This is a genomic window from Trichocoleus sp. DQ-A2 (genome assembly GCF_039961915.1).
Classification (GTDB): domain Bacteria; phylum Cyanobacteriota; class Cyanobacteriia; order Cyanobacteriales; family FACHB-T130; genus FACHB-T130.
The window spans coordinates 1-24,532 of the sequence record NZ_JAMPKD010000020.1 but is presented as its reverse complement, the minus strand read 5'-3'; the positions used below and the strand labels follow the sequence as shown (position 1 = coordinate 24,532).

Below are 24,532 nucleotides of genomic sequence, written 5' to 3'. Positions count from 1 at the left end.
AGCCAGTAAAAGCGAAAAAGCTCTGATAAATGAAATAACCCGTTGCGGTTTCGGCAAAATTCCCCAGTATATGTGATTGAGTGAGGCACAAACTGGCGGAAGCTTTGCTTTGCCATGATGCGATCGCTCTATTTTTTGGCTAATACCAATCGGAAAGAATATTTATGCGATCGCTATCTTCAAAAACTCAGCTGAGCTTGAGCTTACTGATTAGCAGTAGTTTAACCGCGACGATCGTCGCCTTGGGAGCAGATGGTGCTTTTGCCCAAGTAACCATCAATAGCACTGGCACAGTCACAGGTACCTTTACCCTTCCCCCTGCCAACCCAAATTTCAACCAAAGCACGACTAGAGTTGATACTAATGCCGCAGGGCAATATTTCCGCAACGGCGTCCTCGTCTACACTGCACCCAATCCTGGCTATGTAGGAACCAAAGCCGATGGCACTCATTATGTAGACTTTCGCGGTATTCCCGTTGTCTCCACGAATGGAACGATTACCTCTCCAGTTCTAACTAGCGGCAATCTTCAACCCAAAAAGCAAACCGGGCAAGAAGGAACCACCTTATTTGGCACAATTCAGGATGAATTTGTCGCCAGAGGCTTCTGGGAAGGCGTTGTCACCGATCCAAAAACTGGGCAACAGTATCAAGGTGTATTTGAAATTAGGGGTCAGGGGTCTAGATATAGCGATGCCAATGGAGGCACCAGCCCCACCGTGTTTGATTTTGGATCTGAATACAATTTCGGCAACAACTTGCCCCCTACCGTGCCGAAACCCCTCCCTTCTTTTACTATTCCTGCCGGTGGTATGCCGGTGAAATTACAGGTGAAAGTGCCTGCGAATGCCGTCTTAATTACTCCAACACCTGTCCCAGCGCCAACACCTGTCCCAGCACCAACACCTGTCCCAGCGCCAACACCTGTCCCAGCGCCAGCACCCGCCCCAGCACCCACCTCCTCAACACCCACCCCAGTAACCTCTCCAGTAACCTCCCCAATAACCACCCCAGTATCTGCCCCAGCACCCATTAGCAGTGGTGGTAGTCCAGCCAGTGGAGGAACCCCATCCCCATCCCCATCCGGGGCAAATGTGCCTCCCTCACTCTTCAGCCGCAATGACTCTACTGAGGTTAATCATGTGGTCTTGGAGTCTTCTGCAACAGCTGCAACCAGTTGTACGCCTAATCAAGGGAGTAACGCAACAAGTGTCTCATCTTCTGCCAACGAGCAGACGGCAGGATGCTCGATTGAGCTGACGACATCTGAGCAACCCATTGGGCCTCGGAGTCGAGTGCTGCTGCGTTAATGGAGGGTCTGCCAGCGTTAATTAATTTAAGCAGTAGAGACGCAGGGCTGTGTGTCCCTACAAAGCTAATTGACTAAACGCTTCTAGCCAGTACAGAATCCTCAACTGGCTAGAAGTTGAGAAGGCGTCACGCGCCACAATTGCTCTAGCCGATTTGCTGGCATCGTCAAATACAAAATATCGCCAGCACTAAGGCAAGTTTCCAAAACATCCCAACCGTGAATCGTTTGGCAGTTGGTTTCGATATACAAAGGCACAAAGTCGGCGTCCATTGCCGATTCTTGAACGCGCTTGCCACAAAACGGATGCCCTGGTGTAATCATGGTGGCTAAGGCGATCCAAAGACTATCGCCAGTTATCCCATTACCTAAAATTCGTCCTCCTAAAGCCGCTGCTGCAAAGGAAGGTGCGGCTAATTCAGTCGGACTCAGTACGGCATCAAATTCAAACACCTTTTGCGCTTGGGATGCAAAGTGGGGGTCTTGATTCCGCACCACGACAGCTAATTTGGGTGCAATCCCTTTAGCGCTAAGGGCAATCTCTAAATTTGCCATATCGTCGCTGGTGACAGCTAAGAGGGCGTCTGCCTTGTCTACATTGGCAGCTTTTAGGGTGGCAGATAAACTGGCATCTCCTTGAATCACGGGCACTTTCAAAGCGCGGACGGTGTTGAGAAAGCGATTGTTGGCGTCGCGTTCGATGACAACAACCTCATGTCCGTGGGTATGGAGTTGGTTGACGATTTGAACTCCAATACCGCCGAGTCCGCACACAATGTAGTGATTTCGCCCTGGAACTCGTGCGGCGTCCCAAAATTGTTTGAACCGGGTACCTAAAACAAAATCGTTGAGGAGAGCATAGCAAATCCCGATTACACCAGCACCGAGCAGCATCATCATTGCGGTAAAGATTTTAATGCTGTCGGGTGCGTGTTCTGCGACTTTCTCGTTACCACCAGCACCCGTAATCATGCCAACCGAAAAATAAAGGGAGTCAACGACAGATATTTTTGCATCGACACAAACATAAGTGAGGGTGGCAACAAAAACGGTGATCAGGAGGACTAGGGTAACAACTGCTATCGGTTGACCGTATTGCGGAAACTGTTGGAAGTTGGTCAGGACTTTGAAAAGTTTCGGAAGTACGGGTTTGCCGGAGGTGCGGACGCTGGGTTGGGTGCCAACAATTAAGCGATCGCCTGCTTGTAACGGTTGCCCATACACGACGGCAGAAATGAGATCCATCTGACCGTCCACCGGCAAGTAGTAAATCAGCATCCGAGAACGGTCATCCCATAAGTCACTTAACTTGCGACCGATCCAAGGATGCACTTCATCGATATATTCTTCGTGGATGGGCCAAGTTTGGTTAAACAGCCGCAACTGTCCAATCGCTCGACTTCCTAAGGCGGCAAAGGCAAACACGGGCGCGGCTAGGGCAGCAACGCTCATGGTGACGTGATCTGCAAGCGTCTGGTTAAGGCGATCGCCCAAGCTCGTATTAAATAATCTGTTGATAATCCGAATCCGAGGATTGAGAACTCGTGCCTGAGTGAGAATCGCTAAGTTCAGCGCCTCGTCTTCCCCAGCCAGCACTAATGTGTGGGCTTCCTGAATCCCCGCTGCTTTCAGGGTCGAAGCTGCCCGTAATTCTCCTATTACGACATCATAATCTTCACCAGGAATCGATTCGGCATGGATGCCAATCACGCTCGCTCCCTGCTGTCTTAGCAAGGAAAATATTTTATACCCCGTCAGACCTAAGCCGCAGACAATAATTTTGGGTTTCATCCCGCCTAATCACTGCCTAAATATTCGTGCAATTGAACATTCTTACTGAGTTCCGCTCAAAGGACTGTAGCCGTATACACCGCTAAGACATTGCTTGTCTTCAGGCGGTCGGGATGATCGCTGAATACACCATGCAGGCGATCGCGTTGTGAGTGCGAGATCGTTTCGCTCACATCTTGCACCAGTTGTAATAATCCGCCAATAAAATCCGCCAATGAATCGATTTTATCGTGGGTTTTGGAGCTAATTGAGAACAGTGCAAGATGTCAAACTCACTTCTTTTTTGCACTGTTGTGCGTGTGGATTGCTGGGTACTGCTACCTGTTTTTTTCTGCTTTTACTTGGAAACTTTAGCTCTGTGGACTATTTATGGGTTAGTTTCAAGACTAGGTCTGCCCTTCGAGAGAATTAGCAAACTGGTAGATTAGGTTATCCTAGTAATTAGCTAAAAATTCGCTCGACTGCGTCGTAGTCGATACCGTCAAGTTAGTGGATCTCAAAGGGTGTATCCTCCTTATTCAGATGTTGAGTCATTGAAGTTAAATCAAATCTACAGCTTAGATATACGCTCCGAAAATATGTCTCAAATTATTTATAAAAACATCTGTTAACTCAATGACTTACCACGTAATTTATGACGGCAACTGTAATCTCTGTGTCACCCTTGTGCAATTGCTGGAAAGTTTAGATAAGGGGCAGATGTTTCAATACATCCCGATGCAAGATATAGAAGCCCTCAAACACTTTGGAATTACATCCCAAGATTGTGAAATGGGAATGATCTTGATTGATGCCGATACGCCTGAGAGACGGTGGCAGGGAAGTGATGCGGCAGAAGAAATTGGGCGATTGTTGCCAATGGGCAGCGTATTTGTGGATGCATATCGAGCTTTACCGGGGGTGAAGTGGATGGGCGATCGCACTTACGAACAAATCCGCGATAACCGTTACACGATTTTTGGCAAGCGTTCTTCCACTTATCAATCTAGTTATCCAGTTAGTTTTTGTTCTACGGGATGCGTTACGGAATAAGAACTCACAAAAACATTCAGTAGAAAACTGAAAGCGATCGCCCAAACAAGGCAACACCCTAAAAGTAGAGGGGAAGCATTGGGATACTCTCGCCAAAGCTTTCCTTCCCCAGGTAGACGCTAGGCAGTAGTTTTCGTTTTTAAAATAATAGTTAGCTATCGCTGTCCTGTTGCGAAAAGTCGCCGCTTAAAAGCTGGTGGCTTGGTTTTACAATTGCTGGCTTGGGGCGGTGATTTAACAAGGGCGGGAAAAAAGCTTTATCAAGGTTTTATCGGGGGGTTATCTACTGCTGTAGCGACTAGCTGCGAAGTAGATTTAGGAGATTTGGGCAATGAACAAGAGATTTACGAATAATCGGGTTGCCGATAGAACAAAGAGCTTTTCCGAAGGATTTTGGAACAGTGGCGGCGCGATCGCATTAGCGCTGCTTGCCATGCTTGTTCCTGGTTGCGTAGCTGTCCAGAAAGAAGCGGCTGCCCCTGAACCTACCACAGCCGTTGAAAAAGTTGCTCAAAACACGGATCAACTGATTGGTCAGACAGTGACGGTCAGTGGCGAAGTTGAAGAAATTATTGGTCCCAAAGCGTTTCAGTTAGAAGACGACAAAATATTCAGTGGCGAAAAAGTGTTGGTTTTGAATGCAGTTTCTGCCACAGTTCCGATCGCTGAAGGTAAGAATGTTACGGTGACAGGGCAAGTTCGTAAATTCGTCCTGGCTGATTTTGAGAAAGAGTACAACTTAACGAATGATTTAAATGTCAAGAAGAAAATGGAAGCCGAATTTGAAGGCAAGCCGGTAGTCATTGCTCAGACAACCCAAGTCATCGAGTAATTCCCTAGGGATTACCCATTCGACTTAAGCGATTTCTTCGCTGTTGAAAAGTTCAAATATTTGCCGACAAAAGTGCTTCAGCTTTTCCCCTACTTCAGGCACTGGCTGGGATTCCCCGACAAACTGCCACTCCTCTACGGTCGAGAGTAGCCACTGTTTGCCTTTATGGTCAAAACCTGCTAATTCGACACCGATAGCACGGCGAATTCCGGTCACGGGGTCTTCGTAAAAGCGAATCTGTACCAAGATGCTGCGGCTTTGAAATAAGCGACTTCTGCCCGGAAAATGGAAGCCGATATCAATTGAATCCGGATCGACTAACTCTCTAGTATCCGGGTCGTTTGCCCAAGGTTTTAAATCTGCTCTTGCATCAGGAAACTCAGATTTGTAGAGATTGACAACAGCAGCAATCTTACTAGCGACTTGTATGTTTGTGGCCTGTTCAGCTGCATTCACTTCGCTTGGGTTCCCCTAAACTTGCGCTTTTTCAGTTGTTTTGGCGTTTAAATATAACAGGATGTTCTCTATTTCGCAACTTCGTAGAGCATCCTTCTTTAAGTTTATTCATTGACGCGATAAGAATGGTAAATCTGGATACTATACAAGTGCTATTTTTTAAGGTATATTCAAATAATGGAAATATGTGCGTTTTTTGAACTTGCCCTTAAATTTCCATTATAAAGAATTGAGTAAAAAATAAATATAAACTCCTAATAATATACCAGAAAAAATTGCTGAATTATCATGAAATCCTTGAAATTCTAATATTTCAACAGCGGAATTGTAGATGCAATTTTAACCAGGATACTAAAATTAAAACTTGACTTGCTTTGCCGGAGATTCCCGCTTTTGCGGTAAGCTCAAGCAACCGGGAGATGTGCAGGCAAAGATAGTGTCAACCAATGAGCAATTAATCAAGATCGGTTCCTTGGAATGGTTTTACCGGGAAGAGAATCCGATTGGTAGAAGTGATAACCTGCCAGTTCTGCTGCTGCACGGGTTGCCGTCGCAGAGTTATAGCTGGAGCGGGGTAATGCCCGGATTAGCAGAGAAAGGGTATAGAGCGATCGCGCCTGACTGGATTGGTTTTGGCTTCTCGGCGAAACCAGAGCGGCGGGACTTTGCGTATACACCCGATACCTTCATCAACGCACTAGCAGAATTCATCCAACACCTGGAAATCGAGCGATTCTATCTGGTTGTTCAGGGATTTTTGGGTTCTGTGGGACTCCAGTACGCCCTGCGTCATCCAGACAAAATCGAGCGCTTGGTTATCCTCAATACACCTGTGGCAACGACTGCCAAGCTGCCTTGGAAGATTCAACAACTGGGTCTGCCTTTTGTCGGCGATATGATGACGCAAGACCCGCTCTTGGTGGACAGAACCTTAGAAGGTGGTAGCCGCTACGTCATCCCAGATAAGGATTTAGACGTTTACCGCCGTCCCTACCTCAAAAGTTCGGATGCGGGGCGAAGTCTCCTGTACACCGTGCGGAATCTCCAGCTTCAGCAGTCGATGGCAGAAATAGAATCCGGTTTTCAAAGCTGGACGCAGCCAACTTTAATTGCCTGGGGGATGAAAGACCCCTGGCTTCCCTTCACTCAAGCGCAACAGCTGGCGAGTTCCATCCAGAGGGCAGAAATCATGAAGATGGAAGAAGTCGGGCATTATCCTCAAGACCATTGGTCGGACAAAGTCAGCGATGCGATTCAAGGGTTTCTGCGTCGTCAGGCAATTGGATAATGGGTGATATCATCTCTTTTTCTCTTCTCCTCTCGCGTTTTCCCGATTTTTCTCTAAAATAACAGGGGAAATTTGATTCATGGTTTCAAAAAATAGCATGATGGCACGTTATCGGTCTATTTTGGGTTTAATTTTGGTAGTGGTAGCCACATTTATGATTAGTTGCGGTAGTGCAACTGCGGCAACGAAATCGGCTCCTACTTACACGGCGGCTCAGATTGAGCAGATTCAGCAATCGCTTCCGGGAATTCAAGAACAGCGCGATCGCCTTAACACATTGCAAACCTTCATCCAACAACGGCGATGGGTAGATGTGGGTACATTTATTCACGGGCCACTAGGAGATTTGCGACGGAATATGAACCGTGTGGCAGATAGCTTGGCTCCTAAGGACAAACAGGCGGCGCGTCAAGCAGCAAAAGATTTGTTCAGCGATCTGGTCAGAATCGATCAGGCTGCGAAAGAGGCGGATTATCAGCAAGCGGTGACAAATTTCCGCTCTGTATTGCAAGAGTTCGACGCCTTTATGAACTTGATTCCGAAGGCATAGCCAATTAAGGGGTAATTGGGAAAAAGTTATTAGTCCTGGGTCATTTGTCATGAGTTCGTTTCTACTGACTCAGAATTCAGGGCTGATCGTCATTACCGATTACCCCGTTACGGATTACCCATTTCTCATGCGCTCTTTCTGATGCGCTCTCAGATGAGTCAGGTTGTAATTATTGGATGCGGCGTTGTTGGGGCTGCGATCGCTTATGAACTCAGTTTAATTCCAGGGCTAACAATTACAGTCTTGGACAAGCAACCACCCGCACAAGCCGCCACTGGCGCTGCGTTGGGCGTCTTGATGGGCGCGATCAGTCACAAAATTAAGGGCAATGCCTGGAAAATGCGGCAGGCTAGCATCCAGCGCTATGAAACCCTGATTCCAGAGCTAGAAGCGCTTTTAGACCGTCAGATCCCCTTCAACCGCCAGGGAATTCTGATGCTCTGCTTTGCTGGTGAAGATTTATCTCGTTGGGAAAAACTGGTAGAAATTCGCCACACTCAAGGCTGGCACCTGGAAATTTGGGACGCCGCCCAACTCCAGTCTCGCTGTCCTCAGTTGAGTCATGAGATGAGTCATGAGATCGTCGGCGCGATTTATTCTCCCCAAGATCGGCAACTCGACCCGGTTGCTCTGACTTTAGCGCTGGTTGATGCTGCCCAACTCAACGGCGTTACCTTTAAATTTGGTGTTACCGTCTTAGGAGAGGAAGCAACAAATACGGACATTCGCCACATTCAAACAACCGCAGGGCAAGTTGATGTTGATTGGTTAATTGTGGCAGCGGGGCTTGGTTCCACCCCACTCACAGCGTCTTTAAAACAACCGATTGATATCCGCCCGGTATTGGGACAAGCGTTGCACTTGCGCCTAGCGCAGCCAATGGGGCGCGCAGATTTCCAGCCGACAATTACAGGCAATGATGTCCACATTGTGCCCGTAACGGACACAGAATACTGGGTTGGTGCGACGGTGGAGTTTCCCAATAATGGGGATGAGATAGTGGCAGATGCAGCACTTTTGGAGAAGGTGAAACAGCAAGCGATCGCGTTTTGCCCCAGCCTAGCCCAATCCACAATCCTTAAAACTTGGTCGGGATTGCGTCCCCGCCCTGAAGGACGCCCCGCCCCTGTTATCGGTCTTCTGCCCGGTTACAGCAATGTTCTTCTCGCCACAGGTCACTATCGCAACGGCGTTTTACTCGCACCCGCCACCGCTCAAGCGATTCGGGAACTGATTATGCGATCGCTCAATCAAGATAAATAATCGTGAGATGTCTGATTTTGCTGTTTTATGCAAATGGTTATTTTATTTAAAATACTTAAATTATTTTTAGCGATCGCCCTTTTATTCGTTGCCTTTAATTTAAGAGCGCCTTTCCTCCCAAGCATAAAGTTTTATTTCTTTTTAGGTTTAATCGCAATCAATTTAGCTTTAATTTTTACTGAAATTAAAGCTTTTACCCCCTCGAAGCTTAAAAAAAAATTTCTGAATAAAACAATCCTCGTGATTGCTTGCCTAAGTCTTCTTACAGCTTTAACAGTTGAAATAAGATTTAACTTACTGAAACAAAGTCTATTCCATGCCAAACCATCCCAAATAGAAAAGCTAGGTCAGCACTTTATTATTGGCTATCGAGACTTGAATGAAGTCAAGAACCTAGTTTCTAAAAAAGCCATAGGCGGTATATTTCTTACAACCAGAAATATTAAAAATAAAACCCAAGAAGATATCAAGCAAGAAATTAGTGCTTTGCAGGAGATTCGCCGCAGTCAAGGTTTATCTCCTTTATGGATAGCGACCGATCAAGAAGGGGGTGTAGTATCTCGATTATCTCCCCCTCTAACCCGATTACCTCAATTATCAAAAGTTATTTCTGAGTCGGCAAATATAGAACAAGCAAAAGAGAAAGTCATCAAGTATGCCAAAACTCAGGCAAGTGAGCTATCTACAATTGGAATTAATCTAAATTTTGCCCCTGTGTTGGATTTAAACAAAGGAGTGATAAATCCAAACGATAAATTTTCTAAGATTTATAAACGAGCTATTTCATCTGATAAAGAAGTCGTTGAAAAATTTGCTTTGTTATATTGTCAGACGCTAGAAGCCAATGGAGTTAGATGTACGATTAAGCATTTTCCGGGATTGGGAAGAGTAGAGACTGACACCCATCTTGAAAGTGCAGAATTGCATACTTCCGTGAATGAATTAGCGCAGGATGATTGGGTACCCTTCCGGACATTAATGAGTAATTCTCAGGCTTTTACAATGCTGGGTCATGCTAAATTGATGGCGGTAGATGCTGAACATCCCGTCTCCTTTTCCCAGAAAGTAATCAGCATAATTAGAAATGATTGGCAACAAGATGGGGTTTTAATCACTGACGATTTTTGTATGTATGCAGTTTACAACAGTAAAGATGGTTTGAGAAATGCTACCGTCAAGGCGGTGAATGCCGGAGTTGATTTGATATTGATTGCTTACGATAATGATTTATATTATGAAGCGATGGATGCTTTAATCAAAGCTGATAATAAGCACCAATTAGAAAATGAACTGCTAATAAAAAGTAGCAACAGGTTAGAGCAAACCAAAAAGGCTCTCTATGGATTGCCCAAAGGGTTGCCGATAAGTGGAACAAACGGTTGAGATTAGAGGCGGCGTTAGCGAGGTGTTTGCTGTATATTAATAAATGTAAATAATAGAGCAAAACTTTAGCACTTCAGCCGTCAATATGTCTAGCAAGCCTCTAGGAAAACTCCGTCCCCTCTGGCAAGTGATTCTTTTATCGATTATTACCCTAATGCTGTATTACGGTTGGTATAAGTGGATAATCCAAGAAGAATTACGTCGCTATAAAGGTTATGGTTGGTCAGGAACTTTATGCTTAGCGCCTTTTGTTTTGGGGGTAGCAGTTCCCCAATTGTTGCGTATATTCGATCCAGATGTTCCTGGCGGGTTTGGTTGGTTTTCCTTGCTGGGAATTGCCTGGATTTACATTGTGCAGTTCAGACTCTATAAAACTGTAAACGAACTCTACAGCGAAGCTGGAATGAAAGAACCACTGGTTGTCTGGTGGATTTTTGTACCAGGTTTAAATCTAATCGTTGGCTTGAGACAAATTCACTTTTTAAGTGAGTATTGGGCAAGTAAACAAGGGATAAGTGTTAACGATCCGCTTGCTGAGAGTATTCCTTTTCTCTCTGCGAATGCTTAACGCTGTTCAAAAGATAAATCTAAAGAGGAAGCTGATAAAGCAATCCTATTTTAGGGGTGAGATGCTAGTGCTTCAGATCCCCGACTTCCTGGAGAAGTCGGGTAATCTCTCCTTCACGAATCATTTGGGACGGCTATAAAGGAATCGAGGGGCGATCGCCTGCTTGAAAGCGTTGCCAAGATGTTTTCAAAGCTGAAGGAGCAGGATAATTAGTGTCATAAACAACAATTACATTCGTCAGGTTCCGTCCTGCGGGAAGTAAAATTCTTCCATTATGGGCTAAAGCTTCTGAAGCACCACCATCCAAATTCATTGCTTCAATACAGCCAATCGCTTTCATAATGTTGGCTTCTTGTTGTAAAGATAGACTAGCAAGAAAAGAAATTAAAAATAACTGTTTTCGATTCGCTGGAAACCCAATCGCAGTCCGATATCCTACACCGAGAACATGAGGATCGGCAAAGCCTTCTGATTGCGGCGAGATAGAAATTTTTCCTTGTTTAATCAGTCTTGGTCCGCAAGTAATTGAAAACCAGTGTTGATCCCAATTCGGCTGTCCTTCTGTTCGGGCGGTAATCATTTCTAATTGATTACCTGCTTTAATCCCCAAGGTAGTCCCATAATTTTCCCAGCGACTGTATTTAAGAAATCTGCCAGCCGCCACCATGTTACCCATCACCCACTTCTGGTTACTTTTATCAAAAAAGGTGCCATTGGCTACCACAGCAGCCTTCTGACGCGCTACCAACTGGGCAAAAGGTTCATCACCATTGCTCACCGTTGGCCCGTTGGCATAAGTCGCATTATTTGCTAATCCCAGAGTGATGAAAGTTTCTGGGTCAGAGAGGTCAATCGTGGTTTGATAAAAAGACACCCCAGCCACTGTTTTTTGGGTAAGTTGCACGGGTTTTCCTTTGGCAACAGCGGGATTTACTTTGGTTTTGGAGGACGGTTGAGATGGTTTAGGCGTGGCGCTGGTTTTTGGAGTTGGCGAAGGTAAAGGCTCAGGAGAAACGCTGCTTATTGGTGTTGGCGTACTGCTAGGTAAAGGGTTTTGAGCCACCCCGTTTTGAGACTCCCATAAAGCGATCGCTTTCTCCCATAACTGACGAACGAGACTAGCAAAATTGGAGCGGTTTTGGGGAATTGAGAAGAATTCGGTTAAAAATTGAGCAAGTGCCAAACCTACTAAAAATAAAAAAGTGCGCCGCAGCATTTTACGGCAACCATTGGGTTGTTTTCGATCTGGCATAACTTCGCTTACTTCTCGTCTAGCGACTAAATATTGAGCGATGGGAGTAGAGCGATCGCGTGCATCAACAAGAGCGATCGCTCTACTCAGTTTTAGCAGAAGCCGCGATTTTCAAAGATTCCTGAAAAATACCTACACTTGTAGCCCCATCAACGATTCAGGCTATTCGAGAGGTGATTGTAGAGTGAATAAGGTATCGGCGAAAGTCATGAAAATGCGTTTGAGTTCGGCTTCCTCAACGCGCTTAACCGCTTGTTTCACACTCACCCACTGTCGCTTTCTAAAGCTAGCTTCGGGCCAAACTTCCAGCACCGTTTTCACCTGCATTAAAAATACCTCAACCTGGCAGGTGCCTCCCCCTTTTTGATACTCGTAAGTCCCCACCAAAGTCGGTAGCACCTGACCGATGATTCCCGCCTCTTCCCAGGCTTCTTTGGCTGCCGAAGTTTGCGGGGTCATAAACGGCTCAATCATTCCTTTAGGAATCACCCAGCGTTTTCCTGTTGAGGAAGTGATCAACAAAACTTCGATTTTTCCGTTTTTGATGCGATAGGGGATGACCGCCGACTGCTGATAACGCTGGGCTGATTTTAGATTCATGGAACTTATCTTTTTTGGCGATGTTTGATAGGGGATTGCTCCTTGGATTTGCTCTTCAAACCAGGCAGATAATGACTGATGATTGAGTGAGATAGCAATCGATTTGAGTTGAGCGATCGCTCTCGCGCATCCGCGTCGCTACGCGAACACCTCCCGCACCAGGAAAGCCCACCGATCCGCAACTTCCTCAATAATCTTAGTCGTTGGCTTCCCAGCCCCATGTCCCGCTTTAGTCTCAATTCTAATTAATACGGGTGCAACACCTGTATGAGCTGCTTGCAAAGCGGCAGCAAACTTGAAACTGTGGGCAGGCACCACCCGATCGTCATGATCCGCTGTTGTAATCATCGTGGCTGGATAAGAGGTCCCAGGTTTGAGGTTGTGCAGCGGCGAATAGGCATAAAGCGCGTTGAACTCCTCCGGGTTTTCCGGAGAACCATAATCCGAAGTCCAAGCCCAGCCAATCGTGAATTTATGGAAGCGCAGCATATCCATCACTCCCACCGCTGGCAACGCCGCAGCGAATAAATCCGGGCGCTGAGTCATACACGCACCCACCAACAATCCCCCATTACTGCCGCCGCCGATAGCAAGTTTTTCCGGGGTTGTATAGCCGTTAGCAATTAGCCACTCCGCCGCCGCGATGAAATCATCAAAGACATTTTGCTTATTTAGCTTCGTGCCGCCTTGGTGCCACTCCTCTCCATACTCGCCGCCGCCGCGCAAATTGGGGACAGCATAGACCCCGCCCATCTCCATCCACACCAGATTGCCAACCGAGAAACTAGGCGTCAGGGAGACGTTAAAACCGCCGTAGCCATAGAGATAAGTAGGGTTACTTCCATCTAGTTGCAGCCCTTTTTTGTAGGTAATAAACATGGGCAGGTGGGTGCCATCTTTGCTGCGATAAAATATCTGCTTTGTCTTGTAATCATCAGGGTTGAAATCAACTTTCGGTTGACGGAACATTGTACTTTCACCACTGACCATGTCGTAGCGATAAATAGTGGCGGGTGTTGTGAAACTGGTGAAGCTGTAGAAGGTTTCCGTATCGTAGCGCTTACCACCAAAGCCTCCAGCCGAACCAATTCCCGGTAACTCGACTTCCCGTACAAAGGAGCCGTTCAGCTCAAAGATTTTAATCTGAGTCCGGGCATCTTTTAGATATTCAGTCACAAACTGATTATTGAGGATGCCCACACCTTCGAGGACTTCTTCTGCCTGCGGGATGATTTCTTGCCATTCCTCTTTACTTATTGGAGCAGAGGGAAGATTGGAGGTATCAATTGCGATCGCGCGACCGCGAGGGGCATCTAAGTCCGTGCGAAACCAGAAGATTGAGCCATCATTATCGATAAAACTATAGCTAGCTTCAAACTCGCTAATGAGTTCAATTACGGGCGCATCTGGATTTGTGAAATCCTTATAAAACACCAAATTCTTAGGGTCACTTCCTCGCCACACGCTGATAATTAGGTAACGCCCATCTTCGGTGACGCCACCGCTGAAACCCCATTCTTTTTGGTCAGGGCGATCGTAGACGAGGATATCCTCAGATTGTGGCTTACCCAGTTGGTGGTAGAAAAGTTTTTGATAGTAGTTAATATCTTCTAATTTGCTGGTTTCGTTCGGTTCATCGTAGCGGCTATAGAAAAAGCCTTGGTTGTCTTTAGTCCAAGACGCACCAGAGAATTTAATCCACTTGAGATGATCGCAAAGGTCTTCGCCCGTCTCAACGTCGCGTACCTTCCATTCTTGCCAATCTGAACCAGAGGTGGATAAACCATACGCCATCAAATTCCCATCTTCGCTAATCGAAATCCCCGACAAAGCAATAGTGCCATCTTCTGAAAGTTTGTTGGGATCTAGCAAAACTTTTGGCTCGCCATCCAGGGACGTTAATGTATAGAGAACGCTTTGATTTTGCAAGCCGTCGTTTTTGAAATAGAAGTAGCGATCGCCTTCTTTAAACGGAAGACTGTATTTTTCGTAGTCCCACAGTTCGGTTAGCCGTTGCTTAATTTTTTCCCGAACCGGAATTTCATTTAAATAGCTAAAAGTAACTTGATTTTGAGCCTCAACCCAAGCTTTGGTTTCATGCGAGTCCGGATCTTCTAGCCAACGGTAAGGATCAGATACCTTTGTTCCGTGATAGTCATCAACTTGATCGACTTTTTGGCTAGTTGGATAAGTAAGGGCTTTATCTGGATACTGCATAGGGTTGGACTCTTGGTAACACTGTCCAGTCTAGCGCCAGATTTGGTTGAGAAGAGGGCGATCGCTTCCTTCTCAATCCAGTTTGCACGGGTAATTCTTTGAGCAACCCAGTTTCTGGCAAAAAACTAGAGAGCAAATTACATAAGTGCCAAATTGTGAGAGATAAGTATTCCAGTAGATAATCGCGATCGCGCTGTCCTCATTGAGATTTATGCGTCTCCCAAGAATTGGTCTATTTTTTCTTCCCTGGTTCGCCTTCGGTATCTCAACCCCCTTGCCTGTCTATTTTCCAGTCATATTTGATATGAAGGCGATCGCGCAAACCCCCCATAACCAGAAATTAGACCAAAATCCCGCCGCCAAACCTGCTGTATCAGGCAGCTTTATTGATTACTTCGCACAAGAAGCTGAACTCAAAGGGCATCAGGGGAGTGTCAACAGTGCCAGCTTTAGCCCAGATGGCAAGCTAATTGTCACCGCCGGAACTGACGGTACTGCGCGGGTGTGGGATACCTCTGGCAAGCTAGTAGTGGAACTACGAGGGCATCCAGCAAGTGTCCGGAGTGCAAATTTTAGTCCCGATGGCGATCGCATTGTCACCGCATCGTTTGACGGGACTGCCCGTGTGTGGGATTTGTCGGGCAAACAGCTAGTAGAACTGACTGGACATCAAGGGTATGTTTATAGTGCCAGTTTTAGTCCCGATGGAGAGCGTATCGTCACCGCAGGTGCTGACAAAACTGTTCGCGTGTGGGACACTTCCGGCAAACAGTTGTTAGAAATCAAAGGACATTCAGGTAGTGTTTACAGTGCCAGTTTTAGCCCAGATGGCAAGCGTATCGTCACAGCATCTGCTGACAAAACTACCCGTGTCTGGGATGCGTCTGGCGCAGAGACGCGATTAATCGCGTCTCTGCAAGGGCATACTGACACAGTCTGGAGTGCCAGCTTTAGCCCCGATGGAAAGCGGATTGTTACCGCATCGGATGACAAAACGGCACGAGTGTGGGATTTGTCTGGTAAGCCGTTGGCGGAACTTAAAGGGCATCGGGATAGTGTGTACAGTGCTAGTTTTAGCCCGGATGGACAGCGAATTGTTACCACGTCTCTGGATAGAACCGCCCGTGTCTGGGATGTATCGGGTAAGTTGCTTGCCATGCAGCAAGGACATGAGGGAAGTGTTAACACCGGCAGTTGGAGCCGGGATGGCAAGTTGATTGTTACGGCGTCTAGTGATAGTAGGGCGCGAGTGTGGGATACGAGTAGTAATTTGCTAACTGAGTTGCAAGGGCATCAAGGCACTCTCAGGAGTGGGAGTTTTAGCTCTGATGGTAAGCTGATTGTTACTGCATCTGAAGATGACACCGCTAGGGTCTGGGACTTGTCCGGTAAGCAGATAACTGAACTCAAAGGACATCAGGGCAATGTCACCAGTGCTATTTTTAGCCCAGATGGAAAACTGATTGTTACTGTATCTGATGATAAAACAGCGCGTGTGTGGAATACTTCGGGCAAATTGCTAGCCGAACTTAAAGGTCATCAGGATGATGTTAGAACTGCCAGTTTTAGTCCAGATAGTAAGTTGATTGTTACCGCATCTGATGATAAAACAGCTCGTGTGTGGAACTTGTCCGGCAAACTGGTAACTGAACTTAAAGGACATAAGAGAGATGTCACTAGTGCTAGTTTTAGTCCGGATGGAAAACTGATTGTCACTACATCTTGGGATGAGACTGCCCGCGTGTGGGATGTATCGGGCAAGTTGCTAGCTGTACTCCAAGGGCATCGGGATAATCTCACAAGTGCCAGTTTTAGCCCGAATGGCAAATTAATTGTGACAATCTCTTGGGACTTCACCGCCCGCGTGTGGGATGTATCGGGCAAGTTGATAGCTGTACTCCAAGGGCATCAGAGTTCTGTTAACAGTGCCAGTTTTAGCCCGGATGGAAAATTGATTGCTACTGCATCTGATGACTATACTGTCCGCGTGTGGGATGTATCAGGCAAGTTGCTAGCTGTACTCCAAGGGCATGAGGCAAAAGTCTGGAAAGCTAGTTTCAGTCCAGATGGACAGCGTATCGTCACCGCCTCCGTTGATAGTACTGCTCGTGTATGGGACGTTTCTGGCAAATTGCTAGCTGCACTCCAAGGGCATAAGTTTTCTGTCAATGATTCTAGTTTTAGCCCAGATGGACAATATATTATTACTGCATCTGCTGAAGGTACGGCTCGTGTGTGGAATGTATCTAGCAAAAAGCTATCACTGCTGAGATTGTTTCAAACCCCTTCTTTACATAAAGCGAAACCTCGGCGCAGCTTTTCCAAGCCCATTTCCTTTTTTGCAAATTTCAGTCCAGATGGACAACGGATGGTTGCCGTAGAAAGTGACGGTATTGCTCGTGTATGGCAGACCTCTGGCAAGTTGCTATCAATACTCACAGGTCATAACGATACTGTTCAAGATGCTAATTTCAGCCCAAATGGTCAACAGATTGTCACCGCTTCTTCAGACGGCACTGCTCGTATTTGGAGCGCTTCTGGTAATCTGCTTGCTGTACTGCAAGGTCATTATAAGAATGTCCAAACTGCCAATTTTAGTCCAGACGGTAAGCGGGTAGTCACTGCTTCTTATGATGGTACTGCTGGTGTATGGGATGTGTCTGGCAAATTACTAACCCTACTCCAAGGCCATAAAGATGCTGTCAACAGTGCTACTTTTAGTCCAGACGGAAAGCTGATTGTTACTGCATCTTTGGATGGTACTACTCGGTTATGGGATGCTTCTGGGAAGCTACTGGCGATACTGCAAGGAAGCCAAACTCTTGTAAGCAGTAACCGTTTTGTTGGACTTTTCTCAAGTGCTAGTTTTAGCCCAGATAGTCAACGTATTATTACGATATCCGGTGATGGTACCGCTCGTGTATGGGACGTTTCTGGGAAACTATTAACAGTACTCCAAGCTCATAACTATGTTGTCAGCGCTAATTTCAGCTCGGATGGACGGCATATTGTCACTGCATCGTTTGACGGCACTGCCCATGTGTGGAATATTTCTGGCAAGTTGCTAGCAGAACTCAAAGGGCATCAGAAACAAGTATGGAAGACACGTTTCAGCCCAGATGGACAACGTATTGTCACCGCATCTTTTGATGGTACTGCTCGTGTGTGGGATTTGTCGGGTAAGTTATTGGCAGAACTTACTAGGCATAATCGCCCAGTCTGGAGCGCCAGCTTTAGTTCGGACGGGAAAAGGATTGTTACGGCATCTGATGACGGCATTGCCAATCTTTGGGATACGTCAGGTCAGGTGCTGACTGAGTTTTCATATCAGAATAACCAAGTCAACAATGCCAGCTTTAGCTCTGACGGAAAGTTGATTGTCAGTGCATATAAAAACGGCATCGTCCGTCTCTGGGATAAATCAGGTAAGTTGCTCACCCAATTTCTAGCTCACAATAGCATAGTCCATAGCGCTAGTTTCAGTCCAAACGGAAAGTTGATTGTCACTGCCTCTTTGGACAGAACAGCTCGTGTGTGGAATACTTCTGGTGAGTTGTTCGTTGAACTAAAAGGGCATCAAGGCAGAGTCAACAGTGCCAGATTTAGTCCAGACGGTAAGCTGATTGTCACCGCATCTGATGACAAAACGGCTCGCGTATGGGATACCTCAGGTAAGCTGCTAGCAGAACTTCAAGGGCATCAAGATTACGTCACAAGTGCTAGCTTTAGCCCGAACAGCAAGCTGATTGTTACTGCTTCTTATGACGCCACTGCTCGTGTGTGGGATATCTCAGGCAACCTGTTAGCAGAACTTAAAGCAGCTCAAGGCATCGTTATCAATGCTAACTTTAGCCCGGATGGTCAACTAATTGTCACTGCATCTACTGATGGTATTACCCGAGTATGGGATACTTCAGGGAAGTTACTAAAAGAACTTCAAGGGTATGAAACTTCTATCAGGGGGACTAGTAGTTTCAGCCCGGATGGAAAGTTTATAATCACCACGCATCTTGATGCTACTGCCCGTATATGGGACACAGAAGATAAGCTGTTTGTTGAACTCAAAGGGCATTTAGATAGGGTCAATAGTGTCAACTTTAACCCTGATAGAAAGCTGATTGTTACCGCATCCGATGATGGTACTGCCCGTATATGGAACTTGTCTGGCAAGCAAATTGCCATTTTGGAGCCGCTATTAAAAATTGCTACGACTCCACAATTAGAAGCAGATAGACTGCGAGACTTAGAATTCTACGCCCCCAATTGTTCAGCAGCGTTTCAGCCTTGGCAAACAGCATTAAAAATCTATCGGGAAATCGCAGACCACGAAAATGAAAGTTTAATGCTGGAAAAATTGGGCAATGCTTATTATTGCCTGAGTGACTATACCAATGCGATCGCATCCTACTCCCAGGCATCGGAAATCGCTAAAGAATTTAATTACCTCAAAATCCAGGTTAAAAATCTCTCAAATCTGGGCAGTGTTTATAATTCCTTAGCTGACTATAACAAAGCAATTCAGTATTACAACGATGCCTTAAAAATCTTAGAGCAGAACCAAGACCAACAAAGCAAAGCAGAAGTTATCAGAGGTCGAGGCAATGCTTACAACTCCCAAGGCAACTCTGACAAGGCAATTAAAGATTATTTGCAAGCATTAGCCATCGACCAAGCAGAGAAAAACACTTCTGGCATAGCAGAAGATAAAGTCAATTTGGCAAGAATTTACCAGGCCTTGGGTGACTATAACAAAGCCCTTCAATTTTATAAAGAAGCAGAAGAATTTAACCCAATTGAAGCCCTGGCAGGTTTGGGAAATATTTACTTAACCCTTGGTGATGCGGCAAAGGCAATTGACTTACATCAACAGAGTTTAGAAAAAGCACGGCAACAGGAAGACAAGGAAGGCGAAGCCAATGCTTTGAATAATCTTGCTAATGCTCTGCGTCAAGCTGGCAAGGTCACAGAAGCCGAACAACACCTACGCAAGGCAGTTGAGATTTGGGAAAATCTCCGAATTAAATTAGATGATGCTAATAAAGTGTCAATCTTTGAAAGGCAAGCTCGTACTTACCGCCTACTACAAGAAGTTTTAATTGTTCAGAACAAAACTAATGAAGCACTGGAAATTGCCGAACGGGGCAGGGCGCGGGCTATTGTGGAATTACTGGCTTCTCGATTATCTCCTAACCCGAAAGAGCAATTTAGCATTACTACGCCCAATATTGAACTGATTAAAAAAGTTGCCAAGGAACAAAATGCAACCCTTGTTGAATATTCGATTATTTACGATAATTTCAAAGTTCAAGGGAAAGAACAAACAAAGGAATCAGAACTCTATATTTGGGTTATCAAGCCTACAGGTGAAGTGACGTTTCGGACATCTGACCTCAAGCCCCTGTGGCAGAAACAGAATCTTTCTCTACAAGACCTTGTTGCCAACACCCGTGAATCTATAGCGGTAAGGGGGCGCGGTGGCGGTATTGTAGCGGAACTGATAGAGGAAGAAAGCCCGACCAAACGATTACAGCAACTCCATCAACTGGTGATTGAACCCATTGCGGAAGAGCTACCTGTTGATCCAAATGCTCGCGTGATTTTTATCCCACAAGATGCGCTGTTCCTCGCGCCATTTCCAGCTCTCCAAGATGCTTCTGGTAAATACCTGATAGAAAAACATACCATTCTGACGGCTCCCTCAATTCAAATGCTGGATTTAACCCATCAGCGCACAAAACGGGTTTTGGGGGATACACGGACTTTTTCTAGCAAGAATGCGTTGATAGTCGGCAATCCCACAATGCCTAAGGTGGTGCTGAAACCTGGAGAACCCGCCGAGCAGTTATCGAACTTGTCGGGGGCGGAACAGGAAGCTAAAGAGATTGCTAAACTGCTCAAGACTCAGGCGATTACAGGGAAGCAAGCGACTAAAGCCGCGATCGCGCAAGCATTGCCTTCTGCCCGAATTATCCATCTGGCAACACATGGGATATTTGATGATATCCAGGGATTGAACAGTGCGATCGCTTTGGCTCCATCCGGTTCAGATGAGGGTTTACTCACGGCTTCTGAAATTTTAAACCTGAAGCTTAATGCAGAATTAGTCGTTTTGAGTGCTTGCGACACCGGACGAGGAAAAATTACCGGGGATGGAGTGATTGGCTTATCACGTTCATTTATTAGTGCGGGTATTCCGAGTGTCATTGTCTCTTTGTGGTCGGTTCCCGATGCACCAACAGCCTCTTTAATGACCGAGTTTTACAAAAATCTCCAGCTCAACCCCGATCGCTCCCAAGCATTGCGGCAAGCGATGCTAACAACCATGAAACAACACCCCGACCCTAGAGACTGGGCGGCTTTTACTTTAATTGGTGAATCCAACTGAAACGGGTAGCCATCTGCGGTTGAAAATTCAAAATTGGCTGAATGATAGGCGATCGCTGAAGTGAGGGTATCTTGGAAGGAAGCCGAGTGCTGTTGAATTTTTATGGCTTCTGTTCCTAATCCCTCTCTGGAAGCTGGTCTAGCAGCCCTGAAACAGGGAAATTATCCAGATGCGATCGCCCACCTAGAAGGCGTTTGCGAGTTTGAGTTGAGTCAAAAGACAGTCCTTCGCGCTCAGATGGGGCTGGTGGTTGCCTATGAACGCACTGGCGAAATCGACAAAGCGATCGCGCTTTGTCAAACCCTCAGTCAAAGCAAATATCCCAAGGTGAAGGACTGGGGAGAGCGGAATTTGGCTAATTTGGTCAATCGTTATCCTCAACTTCAAAAAACGCCTTCCCCTCCACCAACGTCGGAGGCGACCGGGTTTGTCCCCTTACAAACACCTGCCACTTCACCCGCACAAGGGGCTGCGCCTGCGTCAGATGTCACCGGATTTATTCCCTTAGACCAACCGCCTCAAAAGCCTCAGCCATCCGTGTCGCCTGCTCTAGACGCGACCGGGTTTGTCCCCTTGCAAACGCCTGCCACTTCACCCGCACAGGGGGCAAAAGCCGCTCAACCTGCCTCTGAAAGCGTCAGGGCGAACAGCACTAAGCCAGTACAAAAGGTAACACCCTCCAACTCACCCTTAGTACAGGGCAAAGGGAAAGAAGCGGAAAGCAACCTAGAGGCAGAAGTAGCCGCCCCGATAGAAGCACCGATTGCGCCAGATACAGCAGCAGACACAGGGGCCATTTCTGAGACGCCATCTGAGACGCCATCTGAGACGCCATCTGAGACGCCAACAGATGAGAAAATTCTAGAATCGACCAGTATTATTGGCTGGCGTCAAGCAGGACGCGCCAAAGGATGGCGAGCAATGCCAGCAGTGAAACCAGAACGTCTGTGGTTGCTTCAAGCAGGGACTGCGATCGCGCTTTTCTGGGTAATTCGCGTTTTCGTGCAGTTCTTGATGACGACGACGAACAACTTCCTCATCAACCTGCCATTTTTGCAGCCTATCCCAGCTTTTTACGAAGACCCGACTTGGCCTATCGTGACCGTGTTGGTGCTGCTAGCGTGTCTGTCTCCCTTGCTACTAGACTTCTTCCTCAAGCAATTTGAGAAGATGCAACCGCTGTCGCTGTCAGCGCTGTCTAAATTCAGCCCAGAAGCCGCCAAGATGCTACCCCGCTATTGCGGACAGCGCCGTTTGCCCGTGCCGACTTTGCGGATCTTACCCATCAGCGCCCCAGTCGCACTCACTTATGGAAATCTGCCTCGCACTGCCCGAATTGTGGTCAGTCAAGGACTCTTAGATCAACTGGCAGAGGATGAAATCGCCACAGTCTATGCCAGCGAGTTGGGGCACATTGTCCAAAACAAGTTGGTCGGTTTGGTGATGGCAACCATAATGTTCCTGATTGGAGGCTTTTTTAGCCTGTTGAGGAACTCAGACTGGGCTTGGACTTGTTGGTGGATTGCCCTGGCTTGTTTACCGTTGGGATTGAATTTGGCAGTGATGTCCCTCATCATGCTCATCGCCCAGATTCCTTACACCTTGTACCGACAAGTCGCGCAGTGGGGAGACCGCTTACAAAGCCCCCTGCTAAAGATTCCAGCGGTGGTTGTTTCGGCTTTGAGTTACGGCTTATTTTGGCTAGTTTGCTTTATCGGTTTGTGGCTGTCGCGGCTGCGAATTATCTATAGCGATCGCATAGCGGCAGATATCACTGGCAACCCAAATGCCTTCTCCCGCGCTTTATTGAAAGTTACCCGTGGCATTGCTGCTGATATCCAAAAACACCAGTCTACCCGCTGGCTTTTGGAAGGCTTTGATTCACTGACGCCAGTGGGATATCGGCAAGCCATCAGCTTGGGCAGCTTTCCCTCCCAGACACCTTGGGAATCCCTGTTGCAATGGGGCTACCTCAACCCCCATCGGCAGTGGATGGTCATCAACAATAGTCATCCTTTAATGGGCGATCGCCTGTACTTGTTATGCCTCTACGCCCGCCACTGGAAGCTAGAGACAGAACTTGACTTCACTCAAATGTCCGAACAGCGGATTCGAGCATCTTCGCTTAAAACTAAAAAGTCAAAACTTTGGTTACAAGGTGCCCCCTTCTTTGGCATTTTGTCTGGTTTAGCCTTGGGGTGCTTGTTCTGGCTGTTGGGGTGGATTGGCAGCTGGCTGGGAATCCGGCAACTTGCATGGATACTCGACGATTACTGGACGATCCTTGTCGGTTGTCTGCCGATAGGTTTTAGCATTGGCACCTTTTTGCGGATCAATTCCTTCTTTCCAGATATCAAAGCTTCCACTCTGCAAACGAACCCCAACCTATCCGATTTATCGACTCGAATCGATGCTTTACCTGTCGATAGTCAGCCGGTGCGTCTGCAAGGAAAACTCTTGGGGCGTCAAGGGATTAGCAACTGGCTGGGACAGGATTTAATCCTACAAACCGACACCGGCTTGGTTAAGTTACATTATTGCTCTCAACTGGGTTCTATTGGTAATCTTTTACCCTTGTCCACTCGTCCCAGCGACTTCGTAAATCGGCAAGTCACTGCAACTGGATGGTTTCGGCGAGGCGCGACTCCCTGGATTGACTTAGAAACCCTACGAACCCAAGGCGGCATTACCAGTCTCAGTCGGCACCCTATCTGGTCAACGATTATTGCCTGTTTAGCTGCGGCTTGGGGAACTTACATTATTTTGTTCGGCATTTAATGCACAAGTTGGCACACGCACAAATGACTGTTTGTAAATAAATATTGCAGCTTTTGAAAAAAATGTGTTACATTCCTTAACAAGGGACGACTTAGTGTATCGAGACGCAGGTTGGCTATCTACGGGATAATTGCATAGCTTTTTCGTCTTGGCATCAGGTTTTCCTCCTCCCAACACAGCAAGCTTGACCAGTCGCCGCGAGTGGCTGGTTTTTTTTAGCATACTTACCTGCCAAAAGGCGTATGCAAAAAGAGAGAATTTCAGCGATCGCGCTTCTTCAACCTGAATCGTCAAAAGATTTAGATCCGTCGTGAATTCATCTATTTCTGTTCCTTCGCTTTCTCGGCGTCGCCTGCGAAGCAACGACTGATTTTATATTCCTAAAAATAAAATCGGCAATCATTAGATTAGGAATAATTTCAAAATTTATATTGTTAAATCATTTCGCTTGTATAGACCCATTTTGGAAGTCAACTCGGCTTCTGACTATCTAACGGAAGCTAAATTATTTGAGAGTAATCCCGATAGCGCCGAATTGTGGCGGTTCGCAATTTTTAATCTCTCGCTGCAAGATTTAAACCGAACTAGAACCGCGCGATCGCAAGCGTGCATCCTCTACTTTATCCAGATAAAAATGAGCGGATAGACATCTTTAGTTCTGATGCTAAGATGTTGGGCATTCCCTAATTTAGGAGAATTGGTTGATGAAATCCTCAGAGCTGATTTATAAAGTTGAGACTAAGAAGTGAGACGGCTGAGCATCAGTCGTACCATAGCTCCATAAATCATTGCCTCACTGACCTCTGGCAGTAGTTCATAATCCTTGCT

16 protein-coding genes and 1 pseudogene are annotated in these 24,532 nt (G+C 46.5%); 11 read left to right on the top strand and 6 right to left on the bottom strand.

Annotated elements, in window-relative coordinates:
• Positions 1-164 precede the first annotated feature (164 nt).
• The gene (locus NC997_RS19185; RefSeq protein WP_190529132.1) at positions 165-1,310 is read left to right on the top strand and encodes a hypothetical protein; all 1,146 of its coding nucleotides are present in this window, start codon (positions 165-167) and stop codon (positions 1,308-1,310) included.
• A gap of 101 nt (positions 1,311-1,411) precedes the next feature.
• Here the strand turns inward: NC997_RS19185 and NC997_RS19180 are convergent, their stop codons facing one another.
• Positions 1,412-3,100: an NAD(P)-binding protein gene (locus NC997_RS19180; protein WP_190529130.1), complete on the bottom strand. Its 1,689-nt coding sequence runs from the start codon at positions 3,098-3,100 to the stop codon at positions 1,412-1,414.
• Between the two features lie 615 nt (positions 3,101-3,715).
• On the opposite strand from NC997_RS19180, the gene NC997_RS19175 reads away from it, so the two are divergent.
• From NC997_RS19175 to NC997_RS19165, 3 genes are all read left to right on the top strand, one after another.
• Entirely contained in the window at positions 3,716-4,132 is a 417-nt protein-coding gene (locus NC997_RS19175) for a DCC1-like thiol-disulfide oxidoreductase family protein (protein WP_190529127.1), read from the top strand.
• Between the two features lie 201 nt (positions 4,133-4,333).
• Positions 4,334-4,486 carry a hypothetical protein gene (locus NC997_RS19170; RefSeq protein WP_190529125.1) on the top strand — a complete coding sequence of 51 codons (153 nt, stop codon included), beginning with the start codon at positions 4,334-4,336 and terminating at the stop codon, positions 4,484-4,486.
• Positions 4,464-4,964, top strand: a complete 501-nt coding sequence (locus tag NC997_RS19165) for a hypothetical protein (RefSeq protein WP_190529123.1) — start codon at positions 4,464-4,466, stop codon at positions 4,962-4,964. The genes NC997_RS19170 and NC997_RS19165 overlap by 23 nt, the downstream gene beginning before the upstream one ends.
• A 24-nt stretch (positions 4,965-4,988) precedes the next feature.
• Here the strand turns inward: NC997_RS19165 and NC997_RS19160 are convergent, their stop codons facing one another.
• Positions 4,989-5,420, bottom strand: coding sequence for a hypothetical protein (locus NC997_RS19160; protein WP_190411960.1), 432 nt, complete (start codon positions 5,418-5,420; stop codon positions 4,989-4,991).
• Between the two features lie 436 nt (positions 5,421-5,856).
• Here NC997_RS19160 and NC997_RS19155 point away from each other — a divergent pair, with 436 nt between their 5' ends.
• The 5 genes from NC997_RS19155 to NC997_RS19135 all read left to right on the top strand — a co-directional run bounded on the left by NC997_RS19155 (position 5,857) and on the right by NC997_RS19135 (position 10,472).
• A complete protein-coding gene (locus NC997_RS19155; protein WP_190529229.1) occupies positions 5,857-6,708 on the top strand; it encodes an alpha/beta fold hydrolase in 852 nt (283 codons plus the stop codon).
• A 79-nt stretch (positions 6,709-6,787) separates the two neighbouring features.
• Positions 6,788-7,258 (top strand): photosystem II protein PsbQ, encoded by a 471-nt coding sequence (gene psbQ, locus NC997_RS19150; protein WP_242031456.1) that lies wholly within the window; start codon positions 6,788-6,790, stop codon positions 7,256-7,258.
• Between the two features lie 153 nt (positions 7,259-7,411).
• Positions 7,412-8,521, top strand: a complete 1,110-nt coding sequence (locus NC997_RS19145) for an FAD-dependent oxidoreductase (RefSeq protein ID WP_190529122.1) — start codon at positions 7,412-7,414, stop codon at positions 8,519-8,521.
• 27 nt (positions 8,522-8,548) lie between these two features.
• A complete protein-coding gene (locus tag NC997_RS19140) occupies positions 8,549-9,904 on the top strand; it encodes a glycoside hydrolase family 3 N-terminal domain-containing protein (protein WP_242031455.1) in 1,356 nt (451 codons plus the stop codon).
• Between the two features lie 85 nt (positions 9,905-9,989).
• Positions 9,990-10,472 carry a hypothetical protein gene (locus tag NC997_RS19135; protein ID WP_190529120.1) on the top strand — a complete coding sequence of 161 codons (483 nt, stop codon included), beginning with the start codon at positions 9,990-9,992 and terminating at the stop codon, positions 10,470-10,472.
• 133 nt (positions 10,473-10,605) lie between these two features.
• Here NC997_RS19135 and NC997_RS19130 read toward each other — a convergent pair whose 3' ends face one another.
• The 3 genes from NC997_RS19130 to NC997_RS19120 all read right to left on the bottom strand — a co-directional run bounded on the left by NC997_RS19130 (position 10,606) and on the right by NC997_RS19120 (position 14,541).
• Positions 10,606-11,724: a phosphodiester glycosidase family protein gene (locus tag NC997_RS19130; protein WP_190529118.1), complete on the bottom strand. Its 1,119-nt coding sequence runs from the start codon at positions 11,722-11,724 to the stop codon at positions 10,606-10,608.
• A gap of 162 nt (positions 11,725-11,886) precedes the next feature.
• Entirely contained in the window at positions 11,887-12,324 is a 438-nt protein-coding gene (locus NC997_RS19125) for an NUDIX hydrolase (protein ID WP_190529116.1), read from the bottom strand.
• 138 nt (positions 12,325-12,462) lie between these two features.
• Entirely contained in the window at positions 12,463-14,541 is a 2,079-nt protein-coding gene (locus NC997_RS19120) for a prolyl oligopeptidase family serine peptidase (RefSeq protein WP_190529114.1), read from the bottom strand.
• Positions 14,542-14,752: 211 nt separating this feature from the next.
• On the opposite strand from NC997_RS19120, the gene NC997_RS19115 reads away from it, so the two are divergent.
• A complete protein-coding gene (locus NC997_RS19115; protein ID WP_199306261.1) occupies positions 14,753-20,926 on the top strand; it encodes a CHAT domain-containing protein in 6,174 nt (2,057 codons plus the stop codon).
• A 102-nt stretch (positions 20,927-21,028) separates the two neighbouring features.
• The gene (locus NC997_RS19110; protein WP_190529112.1) at positions 21,029-23,704 is read left to right on the top strand and encodes a zinc metalloprotease HtpX; all 2,676 of its coding nucleotides are present in this window, start codon (positions 21,029-21,031) and stop codon (positions 23,702-23,704) included.
• Positions 23,705-24,442: 738 nt separating this feature from the next.
• On the opposite strand, the pseudogene NC997_RS19105 reads toward NC997_RS19110, so the two are convergent.
• Positions 24,443-24,532 (bottom strand): annotated as a pseudogene (locus tag NC997_RS19105) (IS5/IS1182 family transposase); the annotation flags it as partial.